This is a genomic window from Promicromonospora aerolata (genome assembly GCF_042682255.1).
Taxonomy (GTDB): domain Bacteria; phylum Actinomycetota; class Actinomycetes; order Actinomycetales; family Cellulomonadaceae; genus Promicromonospora; species Promicromonospora aerolata.
The window spans coordinates 5494549-5508889 of record NZ_JBHUHF010000001.1 but is presented as its reverse complement, the minus strand read 5'-3'; the positions used below and the strand labels follow the sequence as shown (position 1 = coordinate 5508889).

Sequence of the window (14341 nt, the reverse complement as noted above, 5' to 3'; positions counted from 1 at the left end):
CTAGGCTCACGGCGTGTTCGACGAACGGTATGGGCCCGACGTGCTGTCCCCCGCGTTTCCTGGCGCGCACCGAGGGCGGAGCCGGCCGACGTCGCAGGCCACGCCCGCCGAGCCAGGACTCGTGGTCGAGGAGGTCGAGACCGGCTGGGTCGGCGCCGTCGTGCGGGTCGAGAAGTCGGGCGGCATGCACGTCGTCGTCCTGGAGGACCGCCGCGGCCGCACCCGCACCTTCCCGCTCGGGCCCGGCTTCTGGGTCGAGGGCAAGCCCGTCGTGCTCACGGCGCCGGTCCTGAACCGCGCTCCGGCGCAGCCCACGCACACGGCCTCCGGGTCCGTCGCGGTGCACGGCACCACGGCACGTGTGGCGCGCGGCAGCCGCATCTGGGTGGAGGGCAAGCACGACGCCGAGCTCGTCGAGAAGGTCTGGGGCGACGACCTGCGCATCGAGGGGGTCGTGGTCGAGATGCTCGACGGCGTGGACCACCTCGCCGAACGCCTCGCCGAGTTCGCGCCCGACGCCGAGCGGCGGGTGGGCGTGCTGGTGGACCACCTGGTCCCCGGCTCCAAGGAGCAACGGCTGACCGACGACGCCCTGCGCCACGTCCCGCGGGGCACCGTCCTCGTGCTGGGCCATCCGTACGTCGACGTGTGGCAGGCCGTGCGGGCCGAGCGGCTCGGGCTGGACCGCTGGCCGGTGATCGACCGGGGCACCGAGTGGAAGCTCGGAATCCTGCGTTCCCTCGGGTGGCCCGCCCGGACGCAGGCCGACGTCGCCCGGGGCTGGCAGCGCATCCTGGGCACCGTGCGGGACTTCCGGGACCTCGACCCGGCCCTGCTGGGACGGGTGGAAGAACTTATCGATTTCGTGACCGCGTCGTGAGGCGCAGCCTCTACCGTTAGCCGCATGTCCGAGAACCCACAGCAGCCACAGCAGCCGCAGCAACCAGGCCCGCAGCCGGAGCAGGCTCCCGCCTACGGCTCGCCCCAGCCCGGCCAGACGCCGTACCAGGACCAGCCGTCCCAGCCCTACCCGGGCCAGCCGCACCCCGGCCAGCCGCAGCAGGGGCCGGTGTACGGCTCCGCCTACGGTCCCGGGCAGTACCAGCCCCAGCCGCTCAACCCGTCGGACGAGCGCATGTGGTCGGTCTTCGCCCAGATCGGCCCGATCCTGCTGTCGTTCATCGCGCCGCTGGTGATCTGGCTGGTGCTCAAGGACCGCAGCCGGTTCGTGGACCAGGAGGCGAAGGAGTCGCTCAACTTCCAGATCACGCTGGTCATCGTGCACATCGCCGCCGCGATCATCACCACCGTCACGTTCGGGATCGGCGCGATCGTGTACCTCGTGTTCGTCGCGGCCGTGGTGTTCATGATCCTGGCCGCCGTGGAGAACGGTAAGGGCGCGCCGTACCGCTACCCGGTGAACATCCGCTTCATCAAATAGCGCCTCCGGCCGTCGCCCCCGCTGCCGGCCGAGCGGACCCCGTGCACCTGCCCACCGGAAAGGGCACCCCGCGCAGGCGGGGTGCCCTTTCGGCAGCCGCAGGGCGGCCGGACCACGTCAGGCCGTGGCGGGACCAGCGGCGGTCGTGCCCGCCGCCACGGGGCCACCCGTGAGCCGGCGGTACGCGAAGGCGATCGCGAGCAGCGACAGCGGCACGGTGATGAACAGGCCGAGCCCGCACAGCAGCGCACCCGCGATGTTGAGGCCGAAGAGCGCGAGCTCCAGCAGGAACACGGCGCCGAAGTTCTTGCCCACCAGCGAGAACGACGAGGTGAAGGCGGCCCACGCGTTCATACCCTTGTCGACCACGTTGTGGTACGTGAACACGGCGAAGACCGCCACCGCGATGAGGCCGATCCCGCACAGGAGCACGCCCACGAAGCTGGCGACCATCAGCAGGAGCGCGGCCAGGATGATCATCCCGAAGTTGTTGACCTTGAAGAGCGTGCCCCAGCTCGCCTTCTCGCCGGAGACCTCGCGCAGCGCGGCGTTGATCCCGAGCGCCTGGAGCACCGCGACCAGCAGCGACCCGATCAGCTGGAGCAGCGAGCTGGCGCCCGACGCGGACGCCGCCAGCTCCTGCATCGCCTCCGGGTCGGAGGACGCATTGATCTGCTCCTGGATGTCGCCGACCGACCCGGAGTTGAAGATCGCGCCGACGACGAACGTCAGCAGCACGAAGAGCACCCAGAAGAGCCAGTTCCCCTTGAAGCGGCTCCACCCGAAGCTCAGCGCCTCACCGACCCGGAACGGGTTCGACGACTGCGCGCCGTACGCCGCCGCCGGCCCGCCGTACGCGGGCGGCTGGCTCCCGCCGCCGTAGGGCGGCGGCTGGGTCGGGCCACCGTAGGCCGGGGGCTGGGTAGGTCCGCCCGCACTCGGCGGGGTGGCTCCGCTCGACGGCGGCGTGGGACCGCCGGAGCCCGGCCCGTACGGGTCGCGTGGTGTGTTCTCGCTCATGTGAGTTCCCTTTGCTGGTCAGTGATCCGAAGCCACCTTCACCTCTTCTTCGCATCTGCGCATGCGCAATTGCCGAGTTGTTACCAGGCGATCAGCCGTGCACCGATTCCCCGGTCCAGCGCTGGACGAGATATGCCCCCACCAGGAGCATCGCGGGTGCGACGACGACGAGCGCGAGCCCGCACGTGATGACGGAGGCGAGGGCCAGGCCGGCGAAGATGCCGAACACCGCGAGCGCGGCCCCGATGTGCGCGAGGACCAGCTCGACCCCCTGGGCGAGCGCCTTGCCCAGACCCACGCCCTTGAGGAGGAGGAACGGCACCGGCAGCAGGAGGAGCGTGATGATGACCTGGATCACCCAGCCGACGACGGGCACGGCGATGCCGACGAATCCGAGCGCCCCGGTGAGCGCGGCGTACGCCACGAGTCCACCGAAGCCGCGGAACGCGAAGAAGTCACGGAAGCGGACCGTACGGGTCCGCGTCGCCGCGAGGGCCCCGGCGTACAGGAGGGCCTGGAGCAGAAAGCACACCGCCGTGCCGGCCGCGGCCAGCCCCTTGGCCGTGAGCGTCTGTCCCGCAGCCTGCGCGGCGTCGACCGCTGCCGGGTCTGCCGCGTTCACGAGCCCGTCCACCGTGGACGGGCTGAACGCCAGGATGACCGCGAGCTGCGCCAGCCCGACCAGCAGGCCCATCAGCACCCAGCGGCCCCAGCTCGCCCCGAACGCGCTCCAGCCCCAGTGCCAGGCGGCGCCGACCGTCACGGACCCGCCGGGCTCCGGCCGGTGCGCCGCCCCCGAGGCGGCGGAATAGCGCGGTAGTACCGGCGGCGCCTGGTGCTGCTGCGGGTACTGCTGCGGCTGGTAGTCGGGTCGGCCGTACGGGTTGGCGGGCCGGCCGTAGGGGTCGCGCGGGCCGTACGGGTCGAGCTGCGGAGTGTCCGCGGGCGGCGGCTCCTGCTGCCCGTCGGGGCTCCGCTCCTGCGCCGGCCAGGGTTCGGGCGCTTGTCGGCGGTAGGGATCCTGTGGGTTCCAGCCGCCGTAGGTATTGCTCATTCGCTGCCCCTCGTCAGGCGTGCCTGTGCCGCCTCGCCACGGTGTGAATCGGCACAAGATAGCGGCGATTTCGCCCGGTACGCAAACAATCCGGTCAGGATCGGGACAGCCGGTGCCCGGCCCCGGTCACGCGGTCAGGTCGCGCACCACGGTGTCGGCCAGCAGGCGTCCGCGACGGGTGAGCACCGCCCGGGCGGGGGTCCCGCCGGCGCCGACCGCCGCCCTGCCGTCGAGCAGTCCGCGGGCCACGAGGCCCGCCACCGCGGTGCGCCCGGCCGCCGACAGGACCGCGAGGTCGAGCCCCTCGCGCAGCCGCACGCCGAGCATGACGCGTTCGAGGTGCGCCTCCTGGCGGGTGAGCAGCTCCCGTCCCGCGCCAGGGCTCAGCCCGCCCTCCAGCCGGGTGGCGTAGGCACGGGGGTGCTTGACGTTCCACCAGCGGACGCCGGCGGGCGTCTCTTCGGTGGTCGCGCCGGCGGGCGGCGCCGACATGTAGCTGTGTGCGCCAGGGCCGACACCCCACCAGTCGTCGCCGCGCCAGTAGCCGATGTTGTGCCGGCACTCGTGCCCGGGGCGCGCCCAGTTCGACACCTCGTACCAGCGCAGGCCCGCCTCCGTGAGCAGGTCGTCGGCGAGCTCGTACTTGGCGGCCTGATCGTCGTCGTCGGGCAGCGTCACCTCGCCGCGGCGCACCTGGGCGGCCATCTTGGTGCCGGGCTCCACCACCAGCGCGTACGCGGACACGTGGTCGACGCCGGTGGCCAGCGCCGCCTCCACGCTGGCGCGCCAGTCGTCGAGCGACTCACCGGGGGTGCCGTAGATGAGGTCGAGGGACACGTCCAGCCCGGCGTCGCGCGCCCACCGGACGACGTCGGGGATGCGCAGCGGGTCGTGCGTCCGCTCGAGGGTCGCCAGCACGTGCGGCACCGCCGACTGCATCCCGAACGAGACCCGGGTGAACCCGGCATCGGCCAGGATCCGGAGCGATCCGGGCGTCACGGAGTCGGGGTTCGCCTCCGTGGTGACCTCGGCGCCGTCCGCCAGGCCCCAGGCCTGCCGGACGCCGCCGAGCACCCGGGCGAGGTCCTCCGCCGGCAGCATCGTGGGGGTGCCGCCGCCGAAGAAGACGGTGGAGACCGCCGCGGGCGACCGGCCGGCGTCGGACAGCACCTTCGCCGCGAGGTCCACCTCCAGCAGCGCCGTCGTGGCGTACTGGGCCTGGTTCGCGCCGCCGCCCAGCTCGGACGCCGTGTAGGTGTTGAAGTCGCAGTAGCCGCAGCGCACCGTGCAGAACGGGACGTGCACATAGACGCCGAACGGCCCGGAGGGCGGGCGCACCCAGTCGGGCAGCCCACCGTCGTCGGGCACGGGGACACCGGAGGGAAGTGCCGGCACCTACTTCTTCTTGTCCTTGGGTGCCGCCGCGTCGGAGGACAGAGCGGCGATGAACGCGTCCTTCGGCACCTCGACGGAGCCGATGTTCTTCATGCGCTTCTTGCCCTCCTTCTGCTTCTCCAGCAGCTTGCGCTTACGGCTGATGTCACCGCCGTAGCACTTGGCGAGCACGTCCTTGCGGATGGCACGGATCGTCTCGCGGGCGATCACGCGAGCCCCGATCGCGGCCTGGATCGGCACCTCGAACTGCTGACGCGGGATGAGCTCCTTGAGCTTGGCCGTCATCATCACGCCGTAGGAGTACGCCCGGTCGCGGTGCACGATCGCGCTGAACGCGTCGACGTGCTCGCCCTGCAGCAGGATGTCCACCTTCACGAGGTCCGCCGTCTGGTCGCCGGTCGTGTCGTAGTCGAACGACGCGTACCCACGGGTCTTGGACTTGAGCTGGTCGAAGAAGTCGAAGACGATCTCCGCGAGCGGCAGCATGTAGCGCATCTCGACGCGCTCCTCGGACAGGTAGTCCATGCCCTGCAGGTCGCCACGCTTGGACTGCGCGAGCTCCATGACGGCGCCCACGAACTCGCTCGGGGTGAGGATCGTGGCCTTGACGACGGGCTCACGGACCTCCTTGATCTTGCCCCCGGGGAACTCCGACGGGTTGGTCACCTCGATGACCGTGCCGTCCTCCATCGTCACGTCGTAGATGACGTTCGGCGCCGTGGAGATGAGGTCGAGGTTGAACTCGCGCTCGAGGCGCTCGCGCACGATCTCCAGGTGCAGCAGGCCCAGGAAGCCCACCCGGAACCCGAAGCCGAGCGCCACCGACGTCTCGGGCTCGTAGTTGAGCGCGGCGTCGTTGAGCTTGAGCTTGTCCAGGGCGTCGCGCAGCACCGGGTAGTCGGAGCCGTCGATCGGGTACAGCCCCGAGAACACCATGGGCTTGGGGTCGCTGTAGCCGCCGAGCGCCTCGGAGGCCGGCTTGGCCGCGTTGGTCACCGTGTCGCCGACCTTGGACTGGCGCACGTCCTTCACACCGGTGATCAGGTAGCCGACCTCGCCGACGCCCAGCCCGTTGGTCCGGTGCGGTTCCGGCGAGCTCACCCCGATCTCCAGGAGCTCGTGCGTGGCCCGCGTCGACATCATGACGATCTTCTCGCGCGGGTTCAGGTCACCGTCGACCACCCGCACGTAGGTGACCACACCGCGGTAGGTGTCGTAGACGGAGTCGAAGATCATGGCGCGGGCCGGAGCGTTCGCGTCGCCCACCGGGGCGGGGACGCGCTGCACGATGCGGTCGAGCAGCGGTTCGACGCCGACGCCGGTCTTCCCGCTGACCTTGAGGACGTCCTCGGGCTCGCAGCCCACCAGGTTGGCGAGCTCCTCGGCGTACTTCTCGGGCTGCGCCGCCGGGAGGTCGATCTTGTTCAGCACCGGGATGATCTCGAGCTCGTTCTCCATGGCCAGGTACAGGTTGGCCAGGGTCTGCGCCTCGATGCCCTGCGCGGCGTCGACGAGCAGCACCGCTCCCTCGCACGCGGCCAGCGAGCGGGACACCTCGTACGTGAAGTCGACGTGGCCCGGGGTGTCGATCATGTTCAGGGCGTGGGGCGTCAGCACACCCTCGTCGTCGGCGAGCGCCCACGGCATGCGGACGGCCTGCGACTTGATGGTGATGCCGCGCTCGCGCTCGATGTCCATCCGGTCCAGGTACTGCGCACGCATGGCACGCGAGTCGACCACGCCCGTGAGCTGGAGCATGCGGTCGGCCAGGGTGGACTTGCCGTGGTCGATGTGCGCGATGATGCAGAAGTTGCGGATCAGCTCTGGCGCAGTGGCATTCGGCTGGATACGCGCCGTGAGCGCAGGACCGGGGATGGGCAAAGCGTTCTCGCTCCGTCGTCAGGGTGGTTGGGCCAGCTGTCATTCTCCCACGTCCCGTGCGAGCGAGGCACGGTCGTGCCTACTGTCGTGACGTAGCGACCCCGATCGGAGGAGGAGACATGCCGCATCTGACGAGCAGGCAAGTGCTGGCGCTCGTGACCAACTACGGCGTCGAGCAGGACGAGCTCCTCGAGCCCGTGCGCCACCTGCGCGACCGCGGCGCGGTGGTCACCCTGGCCGCCGTGTCCCGGGACGACGTCCGCACCCTGGTGGGCGACGAGAAGCCGGGCGAGGCCGTGGCCCCGGACACCACCATCGACGAGGTCGACCCGGCCGGGTTCGACCTGCTCCTGGTTCCCGGGGGCACGATCAACGCCGACAGCCTGCGCCAGCACGCCCGGGCCGTCGCCGTGGTCGACGCGTTCACGTCCTCGGGGCGCCCGGTGGCCGCCATCTGTCACGGCCCGTGGGCGCTCGTGGAGGCCGGGCGGGTCGCCGGCGCGACGCTCACCAGCTACCCCTCCCTGGCCACCGACATCCGTAACGCGGGCGGCACCTGGGTGGACGAGCCGGTCGTGCGCGACGGCGGCGCCGGGTTCCCCCTGATCACGTCGCGCAGCCCGCGGGACATCCCGGACTTCCTGCGCGAGATCGACGCCGTGCTGGCGGACTGACCCGCGTCAGCCGGTCCGGCCGGCGGTGGTGCGCGGCAGCAGCCTCCTCAGCACGTCGGCGAGCGTGACCACGCCGTAGTCCCCGGCGGCGCCCGGCCGCGCCACGACGGCGAGCAGGTTGCCCGTCTCCCGCATGCTCGTCAGGGCGCCGTGCAGCGGCACGTCCGCGGCCAGCTCGAAGACCGGCCGGGTGACGTCCGCGACGGACGCGTCGTCGGCCAGCAGGAGCGTGTCGCGCACGTGCACCACGCCGTCCGGCAGCTGCCCCGGCGCCTGCACGAGGATCCGCAGGTGGCCGGACGCGCGCGACGCCTCCTGCACCTCCGCGGCCGTGGCGCCGTGCCCGACGGCGGCCGGCGCGGTCCGCGTGGCCAGCAGGTCCTGGACCGTCATGCGGCGCAGGTCCAGCGCGCCGGAGAGCTGGTCGGAGTAGGCGACGGAGAGCGCCCCGACGTTCGCGGAGTGCTCCACGAGGTGCCGCAGGTCGTCGGGCCCCTGTCCGGACGCGACCTGGTCGGCCGGCTCGACGCCGACCCGCCGCAGGCACCAGTTCGCCGCGCCGTTCAGCGCCAGGAGCGCCGGCCGCGTGACGGTCATGAACGCCCGCATGGGGAGCGCCAGCATCGTCGCGCTGGCCTCCGGGTGGGCGATGGCCCACGACTTGGGTGCCATCTCCCCCACGACCAGGTGCAGGAACGTGACGATGACCAGCGCCAGCACGAACCCCGCGACGTCGGCGGCCCAGAGGGGCGCGCCCCACGTCTCGAACACCGGCGTCAGCCAGTGGTGCACCGCCGGCTTGGTGATCGCGCCGAGGGCCAGGGTGCAGACCGTGATGCCGAGCTGTGAGCCGGCCAGGAGCACCGTGAGCTCGCTCGCGCTGCGCAGCGCGGCGCGGGCGGAGCGGCTGGTGGACGCGGCGTCCTCGAGCCGGTGCCGCTTGGCGGCGAGCAGCGCGAACTCCACGGCGACGAAGAACGCGCTCAGCGCGATGATGGCGACGGTCGCGGCGACGACCACCCAGGGGTTGCTCATCGGGTCTCCTCGCTCTCGGTGGCCGCATCGGCCTCGACGACGGTGACCCGGACGCGGGACGGCACGTGCCGTTCGACCTCGAGCACCTCGATCCTGAGCACCTCGGCGGGTCGGGGCTCCAGCGCGACGAGGTCGGCCGGGTCGGCGGGCAGTGCGACGTAGACCACCTCGCCCGCCGTCGGCAGCGCGCCGTGCACCGCGATGGCCAGCCCGGCGATCGTCTCGTGGTCGCCCTCGGGCAGGTCGCGCTCGACTGCCCGCTCCACCTCGTCCAGGTGGACGTCACCGGCCATGACCCACACCCCGTCCGCCGCCGCGGTCACGGGGTCGATCTCGTCGTCGTGCTCGTCGGTGATCTCGCCGACCAGCTCCTCCGCGAGGTCCTCCACGGTGAGCACGCCGGCGAACCCGCCGTACTCGTCGACGACGCACGCCATCTGGTTCCGCGTGGCGGACAGCTCCCGCAGCGCGTCGGGCAGCGCCATCGCAGTGGGCAGCACCAGCGCCGGCCGCAGCAGGTCCGCCACGGTCGCCGCGCCGGGGGGCGCCGACAGCAGGTCGGCGAGGTGCACGACGCCGACCACCTCGCCGTCGTCGTCGACCACCGGGTAGCGGGAGTGCCCGCGCGCCATCAGCTCACGCACCTGGGCGAGCGTGTCGCCGGCCTCGACCACACCGACCCGGGACCGCGGGATCATGGCGTGCTCCACGTCCTGCCGCGGGAAGTCGAGGATGCGGTCCAGCAGCACCGACAGGTCGCCGGGGAGGTCACCGCTGGCCCGCGAGTCCGCGACGATGTGCTCGAGGTCGCGGACGGTCGCCGAGTGCTCCACGTCGTGCACCGGCTCGATGCGCAGCAGGCGCAGGAGGGCGTTGGACGCGGCGTCGAACACCTTGATCAGCCAGCCGAAGACCGCGAGGTACACGGTCGTCGAGCGGGCGAGCCACAGCGCCACCGGCTCCGGGCGCGCGATCGCGAGGTTCTTCGGGACGAGCTCGCCGAACAGCATCTGGACCAGGGTCGAGAAGACCAGTGCGAGGACGGTGCCGATCGCGACACCCGTACCGACCGGCACCCCCACCCCGCCCAGCGCCTCACCCAGCGCCTCACCGACGAGCGGCTCCGCGACGTAGCCGACGAGCAGACCGGTGACCGTGATGCCGAGCTGGGCACCGGAGAGCATGAAGCTGGTTCGGCGGGTCACGCCGAGCGCGCGGCGCGCCCCGCCGTCGCCCGCCTCGGAGCGGGCCGCGAGACGCGCCCGGTCGACCGCCATGTACGCGAACTCCTGCGCGACGAAGTAGCCCGTCACGGCGGTGATCGCCAGGATCACCAGGACCCCCAGCAGGAGGGAGACCACCCAGCTCAACGCCCCCACCCCCAGCGGGTGGTACGACGACAGGTCTGCGGGCGGGGTCTATGACTGGAGTCCATGATCCTTCGCTGGAGTGGTGCGGTGCGGCGGTGGCCCGGGGCCCCATGCCGGATGCCCCTGGGGCATCGCGTGGAGAACGACGGACGTAGCCCTACGGTTCCACGGCGCGGCGCAGCCGTCATCCGGACCGGCCGAAAATGCCTGGCCGCCGGACCGGGCCGGTGCCACGGTGTGCCCATGAGCCTGCACGACGACGAGGTCGTCTCCACGCCCGAGCTCGTCCAGCGCCTGGTCGCCGACCAGTTCCCGCGGTGGGCACACCTCGCGGTGACGCCCGGACCCGAGGGCGGCACCGACCACACCCTGTTCCGGCTGGGCGACGACCTGCTCGTCCGGATGCCCAAGATCGGCTGGGCGCAGGAGCAGGCGAGCAGCGACGCACGCTGGCTCCCGCACCTGGCACCGCACCTGCCGCTCCGGCTCCCCGCGCCCGAGGCGGTGGGCGAACCCGGTGCGGGCTTCCCGTTCCGTTGGTCCGTCACGCCGTGGCTGGACGGCGCGTCGCCCGCCGTCGGCGAGCTGGGCACCGGTGCCGCCCGGCAGCTCGGTGAGTTCGTCGCCGCGCTGCGCACGGTGAGCACGGCGGGCGGGCCGCTCAAGGCCGGCACGTCCCGAGGCGTCCCGCTCGCCCGGCTGGACGACGACGTCCGCGCCGCCATCGCCGAGTGCGGCGACCGCATCGACGGCCGCGCGGCGATCAAGATGTGGGACCGGTCGCTGGACGCGCGCCCGGCGGCGGACGGGCACTGGATCCACGGCGACCTGCTGCCCGGCAACCTGCTGGCGGACGGCGGGCGCATGACCGCCGTCATCGACTGGGGCGGTGTGGGCGTCGGCGACGCGGCGGCCGACCTGATCCCCGCCTGGACCCAGTTCACCGGGGCGGGTCGCGCCGCCTTCCGGGCGGCGGCGACGGACGGCCTCGACGACCCGGACGACGCCTGGGAGCGCGGGCGGGGCTGGGTACTGGTGCAGGCCGTGATCGCGCTGCCGTACTACTGGGACCGCTGGCCCGAGTTCGCGCTGGCCTGCCGGGACCGGGTCACGGCCGTGCTGGCGGGCTGACGACCGGGTTCGGCGGGCCGGGTCACGGCCGGCGTCGGTCCTGGAGCCGGACGAGCGGTATGTGCCGGGACCGATGAGTTGTCCGCGCCCCCGTCGTCCCACCGTCATGACCGATTACACAACCACCAGCCAGGGCGACCGCGTCGCCCACGACCTGCGCGGCTCCGGGCCGGCCGTCGTCTTCGTGACGGGTGCCGGGCCCGACCGTGCCGACGACCCCGTCACCACGGAGACCGCCCAGCGCGTCGCCGACGCCGGACTGACCACCGTCACGTTCGACCGGCTCGGGCGCGGGGAGAGCCCCGCCGAGGGCCGGCTCGACCTCGACCGTGAGCTCGCGGCCGTCGCCGCGATGATCGAGGTCGCGGGCGCTCCCGCCCTGCTGGTCGGGCACTCGTCCGGCTGCTCGGTGAGTCTCCGGGCCGCCGCCGCCGGGCTTCCGGTCACCGGCCTGGCCCTCTGGGAGGCGCCCCTCGGCGACCCGGCCGCGGTGACCCAGGCGTGGACCGACGAGATCGAGCGGCTGCTCGACGCCGACGACCACGAGAACGCGATGCGGCACTACATGAAGGACATGCCGCCCGAGTGGCTCGCCGGGATGGAGTCGTCGCCAGCCTGGCCGGCGATCGCCCGGACGGTTGCCGCCTACCGCGCCGACGCGCAGTCGCTCGCCTGGGCCCAGCACGCGCTGGACGACGGCACGCTCGACGTCACCGTCCCCGTGCTCGCCATGTACGGGGTCGAGACCTTCCCGGAGATGCCCGTGGCGGCGGCGAGCATCGTGGCCACGGTGCCGCAGGGCACCGAGCAGGAGATGCCGGGCGCCATGCACACGTGGGAACCGGAACCGATGGCGGCCCGGCTCGCCGAGTTCGCCCGGCAGTGCGCCGGCCAGGCCGACCAGGTCCGCGCCGGGTAAGTCCTGGATGCGTGCTTCACCCGTTCCGGTACGGTTCCGGGCGTGACCTTCGCATCAGACAAGAGCTACCCCGGCGACTACGAGGGTGAGGTGCACCCGATCTACAACCCCGAGCTGGACGGCGACCCGGACCCCGGTGAGGTGGTCTGGACCTGGATCCCGTACGAGGAGGACCACAGCCAGGGCAAGGACCGCCCCGTGCTGCTCGTGGGCAAGGACGGCCCCTGGCTGCTCGGACTGCAGCTGACCAGCCAGGACCACGACCGCGACGCGCTCCAGGAGGCGCGGGCCGGCCGCATCTGGATGGATGTGGGCACCGGCCGCTGGGACAGCTCCGGCCGCGACTCCGAGGTCCGCATCAACCGCGTCATCCGCATCGACCCGGACGACGTGCGACGAGAGGGCGACATCCTCGACGAGAGCATCTTCAACGACGTCGTGAAGTACATGGACCGCGCCCTCGACCTCACCTGAGCCGGACGCGCGCACCTGAGCCGGACCACCCGCGGCCGGGGAGCGCCGGCGTCGGCCCGCTCTGCCCGCGGGCCGACGCCGGGCTACCCTGCCGTCCGTGAACCAGAACCCGTGGATCAAGCTGCTCGGCGACGTCGTCGAGGCCGTGGCACGTACCGCCTTCGACCAGAGCGACCGGCGCACCAGCGGCGACCGGCCCACCCCGGCGCCCCGGGACCGACGCCCGGCCTCGGGCCGCAGCGTGCCCGATACCGATGGCTACCCCGGCGACTTCGTCGGGCGCGTCACGCCCGTCTACCGGCCGGAGCTGGACGGCGAGCCCGATCCGGGCGAGGTCGTCTGGTCGTGGGTGCCCTATGAAGAAGATCACAGCCAGGGCAAGGACCGCCCCGTGCTCGTCGTGGGCAACGACGGCCCCTGGCTGCTCGCGCTGCAGCTCACCAGCCAGGACCACGACAGGGACGCCGAGCAGGAGGCCCGCGCCGGCCGGCTCTGGATGGACATCGGCACCGGGGCGTGGGACCGGTCCGGCCGCCCCTCCGAGGTGCGCCTCAACCGCGTGATCCGCATCCACCCGGACGCCGTGCGCCGCGAGGGAGCCATCCTGGACAAGGCGGTCTTCGACCAGGTCGCCGCCGCGCTCTGACGGACGCCCCCCGGGTCACCGGCGTGGCCCGGGGACGTGCCGGGCCGGCTACGGCTGGACCGACACCGCGAGGAACGCCGCGAACAGCACCAGGTGCACCACGCCCTGCAGCGTCTTGGCCCGCCCCGGGGCGATGCTCAGCATCGCCACCACCACCGAGACCGCGAACAGCACCATCTGGACCGGCTCGAGGCCGAGGGTGAGGGGCCCGTCCATCCAGATCATCGCGACGGCGATGGTGGGGATGGTCAGGCCGATCGACGCCATCGCGGAGCCGTAGGCCAGGTTGAGGCTCGTCTGCACGCGGTTGCGCAGCGCGTTGCGGACGGCCGCGATCGACTCGGGCGCGAGCACGAGGAGCGCGATCACCACACCGACCACGGCGTACGGCAGGCCCGCGGCCGCCACCCCGGACTCGATGCTCGGGGAGAGCAGCTTGGCCAGGAACACCACGGAGACGAGCGCGACCAGCAGCAGCACCACGCTGAACCAGGCCTGCTTCGCAGTGGGCGGGTCGGCGTGGTCGTCGCCGTCCGCGTCCCGGATGACGCCGGTGACACGGCCGAACTTGTCACTCGTCACGGGCAGGAAGAAGTCGCGGTGGCGCACGGTCTGCGTGAAGACGAACGCCCCGTACAGCACCAACGACGCCACCGCCGCGAACGCCAGCTGGAAGGCCGTGTAGGCACCACCGTCCGCCGACGTCGTGAAGCGGGGCAGGACCAGTGTGACGCCGGCCAGCGCGATCACGGTGGTGAGCGCCGACCCGGTGCCCGAGGCGTTGAAGCTGACCAGGCGGTGCTTGCTCGCGCCCACCAGCAGGGACAGGCCGACGATCCCGTTGAACGTGATCATCACGGCGGCGAAGACCGTGTCGCGGGCATACGTGCTCGCCGCGGCCCCGCCGCTGCTCATCAGCATGAGGATCAGGCCTACCTCGATGACCGTCACCGCGACCGCGAGGATGAGGGAGCCGAAGGGTTCGCCTACTTTGTGCGCCACCACCTCCGCGTGCTGGACCGCCGCCAGCACGGCACCGACCAGCGCCGCACCGATCGCGGCCAGGATGGCGGGGTGGTCATGGTTGCTCCACGTGACCACGAGAATCACCAGGGCGAGCAGTGGCACGATCACGGTCCACTGGAAGCGGCCGCGCAGTGTCCTGGTACTCATGGTCGGATTCTAAGGTGCACGTCAGCGACCCTTCCTGGCCGTCACGGGTGTCACACCCGGCGCCTCGTACGGATCCCAGTTCCCTCTGGTAGCCTTGGAGGTCGCGTGTCCGCCCAGGTCGGCGGGCA

Annotated in this window: 14 protein-coding genes; 7 read left to right on the top strand and 7 right to left on the bottom strand. The window is 72.2% G+C overall.

The genetic code is table 11. The features are described from left to right. The first annotated feature begins 13 nt into the window (after nt 1-13). Nucleotides 14-880, top strand: coding sequence for a DUF3097 domain-containing protein (locus tag ACFSL2_RS24485; RefSeq protein WP_377200336.1), 867 nt, complete (start codon nt 14-16; stop codon nt 878-880). Between the two features lie 24 nt (nt 881-904). After that, a complete protein-coding gene (locus ACFSL2_RS24480) occupies nt 905-1441 on the top strand; it encodes a DUF4870 domain-containing protein (RefSeq protein ID WP_377200335.1) in 537 nt (178 codons plus the stop codon). A 117-nt stretch (nt 1442-1558) separates the two neighbouring features. On the opposite strand, the gene ACFSL2_RS24475 is transcribed toward ACFSL2_RS24480, so the two are convergent. From ACFSL2_RS24475 to lepA, 4 genes are all read right to left on the bottom strand, one after another. After that, complete coding sequence (locus ACFSL2_RS24475) at nt 1559-2461, bottom strand: hypothetical protein (RefSeq protein ID WP_377200334.1); 903 nt, start codon at nt 2459-2461, stop codon at nt 1559-1561. A 91-nt stretch (nt 2462-2552) separates the two neighbouring features. Further along, nucleotides 2553-3515, bottom strand: coding sequence for a hypothetical protein (locus ACFSL2_RS24470; protein WP_377200333.1), 963 nt, complete (start codon nt 3513-3515; stop codon nt 2553-2555). 126 nt (nt 3516-3641) lie between these two features. Next, nucleotides 3642-4910 (bottom strand): radical SAM family heme chaperone HemW, encoded by a 1269-nt coding sequence (hemW, locus tag ACFSL2_RS24465; RefSeq protein ID WP_377200332.1) that lies wholly within the window; start codon nt 4908-4910, stop codon nt 3642-3644. Beyond that, nucleotides 4911-6791, bottom strand: a complete 1881-nt coding sequence (gene lepA / locus ACFSL2_RS24460) for a translation elongation factor 4 (RefSeq protein WP_377200331.1) — start codon at nt 6789-6791, stop codon at nt 4911-4913. Nucleotides 6792-6910: 119 nt separating this feature from the next. Here lepA and ACFSL2_RS24455 point away from each other — a divergent pair, with 119 nt between their 5' ends. Then, a complete protein-coding gene (locus ACFSL2_RS24455; protein WP_377200330.1) occupies nt 6911-7465 on the top strand; it encodes a type 1 glutamine amidotransferase domain-containing protein in 555 nt (184 codons plus the stop codon). Nucleotides 7466-7471: 6 nt separating this feature from the next. Here the strand turns inward: ACFSL2_RS24455 and ACFSL2_RS24450 are convergent, their stop codons facing one another. Both ACFSL2_RS24450 and ACFSL2_RS24445 read right to left on the bottom strand, forming a co-directional pair. Beyond that, nucleotides 7472-8500: a CNNM domain-containing protein gene (locus ACFSL2_RS24450; protein ID WP_377200329.1), complete on the bottom strand. Its 1029-nt coding sequence runs from the start codon at nt 8498-8500 to the stop codon at nt 7472-7474. Further along, nucleotides 8497-9870, bottom strand: a complete 1374-nt coding sequence (locus ACFSL2_RS24445; RefSeq protein ID WP_377200328.1) for a hemolysin family protein — start codon at nt 9868-9870, stop codon at nt 8497-8499. Before ACFSL2_RS24445 ends, ACFSL2_RS24450 begins: the two co-directional genes overlap by 4 nt. 243 nt (nt 9871-10113) lie before the next feature. Here ACFSL2_RS24445 and ACFSL2_RS24440 point away from each other — a divergent pair, with 243 nt between their 5' ends. The 4 genes from ACFSL2_RS24440 (at nt 10114) to ACFSL2_RS24425 (ending at nt 13040) form a co-directional block, all read left to right on the top strand. Then, nucleotides 10114-11001 carry an aminoglycoside phosphotransferase family protein gene (locus ACFSL2_RS24440; protein ID WP_377200327.1) on the top strand — a complete coding sequence of 296 codons (888 nt, stop codon included), beginning with the start codon at nt 10114-10116 and terminating at the stop codon, nt 10999-11001. A 106-nt stretch (nt 11002-11107) separates the two neighbouring features. Then, nucleotides 11108-11920: an alpha/beta fold hydrolase gene (locus ACFSL2_RS24435; RefSeq protein ID WP_377200326.1), complete on the top strand. Its 813-nt coding sequence runs from the start codon at nt 11108-11110 to the stop codon at nt 11918-11920. Between the two features lie 42 nt (nt 11921-11962). Next, nucleotides 11963-12394, top strand: a complete 432-nt coding sequence (locus ACFSL2_RS24430) for a type II toxin-antitoxin system PemK/MazF family toxin (protein ID WP_377200325.1) — start codon at nt 11963-11965, stop codon at nt 12392-12394. Between the two features lie 97 nt (nt 12395-12491). Then, nucleotides 12492-13040, top strand: a complete 549-nt coding sequence (locus tag ACFSL2_RS24425) for a type II toxin-antitoxin system PemK/MazF family toxin (protein ID WP_377200324.1) — start codon at nt 12492-12494, stop codon at nt 13038-13040. Nucleotides 13041-13088: 48 nt separating this feature from the next. On the opposite strand, the gene ACFSL2_RS24420 is transcribed toward ACFSL2_RS24425, so the two are convergent. Then, the gene (locus tag ACFSL2_RS24420) at nt 13089-14213 is read right to left on the bottom strand and encodes a calcium:cation antiporter (protein WP_377200323.1); all 1125 of its coding nucleotides are present in this window, start codon (nt 14211-14213) and stop codon (nt 13089-13091) included. Between the last annotated feature and the right edge of the window lie 128 nt (nt 14214-14341).